The organism is Paraburkholderia sp. NMBU_R16, assembly GCF_013282575.1.
In the GTDB taxonomy this organism is placed as follows: domain Bacteria; phylum Pseudomonadota; class Gammaproteobacteria; order Burkholderiales; family Burkholderiaceae; genus Trinickia.
This window is the reverse complement of sequence record NZ_JAAAYE010000322.1, coordinates 1-396: the sequence shown is the minus strand read 5'-3', so window position 1 is coordinate 396 and position 396 is coordinate 1. Positions and strand designations below refer to the sequence as shown.

Sequence of the window (396 nt, the reverse complement as noted above, 5' to 3'; positions counted from 1 at the left end):
CTTGCTTGTCGACGGCGCGGTACAGATATTTCCAGTGGCCCTTGACCTTCACGTAGGTCTCGTCCATGCGCCAGCTCTTGCCTACCGGACGCTTGTGTCGGCGAAACGACTTTTCAAACAGTGGCACCAGCTTGATGACCCAGCGGTGCACACTCGAGTGATCGACCTCGATTCCCCGCTCGGCCATCATCTCCTCCAGGTTGCGCAGGCTCAGTGCGTACGCCACGTACCAGCGTACGCACAGCAAAATCACCTCCAGCGGATAATGCAGCCGCTTCAGCACGCTGCCCGCGCCGGTGGGCAACGTTGAGCGAGCTTTCTTCGTCTTTGCCATCATCGATGTCCTGCGTTTCAATTCGCACCGATTCTACTCGTCCTCGTTAATGCGACAGAGCC

1 protein-coding gene is annotated in these 396 nt (G+C 58.1%); it reads right to left on the bottom strand.

Translation table 11 applies throughout. The features are described 5' to 3' along the window. Positions 1-334 (bottom strand): IS6 family transposase (locus GWC77_RS28420; RefSeq protein ID WP_173262979.1); only part of this gene is annotated, 334 nt, incomplete at its 3' end. Positions 335-396 lie beyond the last annotated feature (62 nt).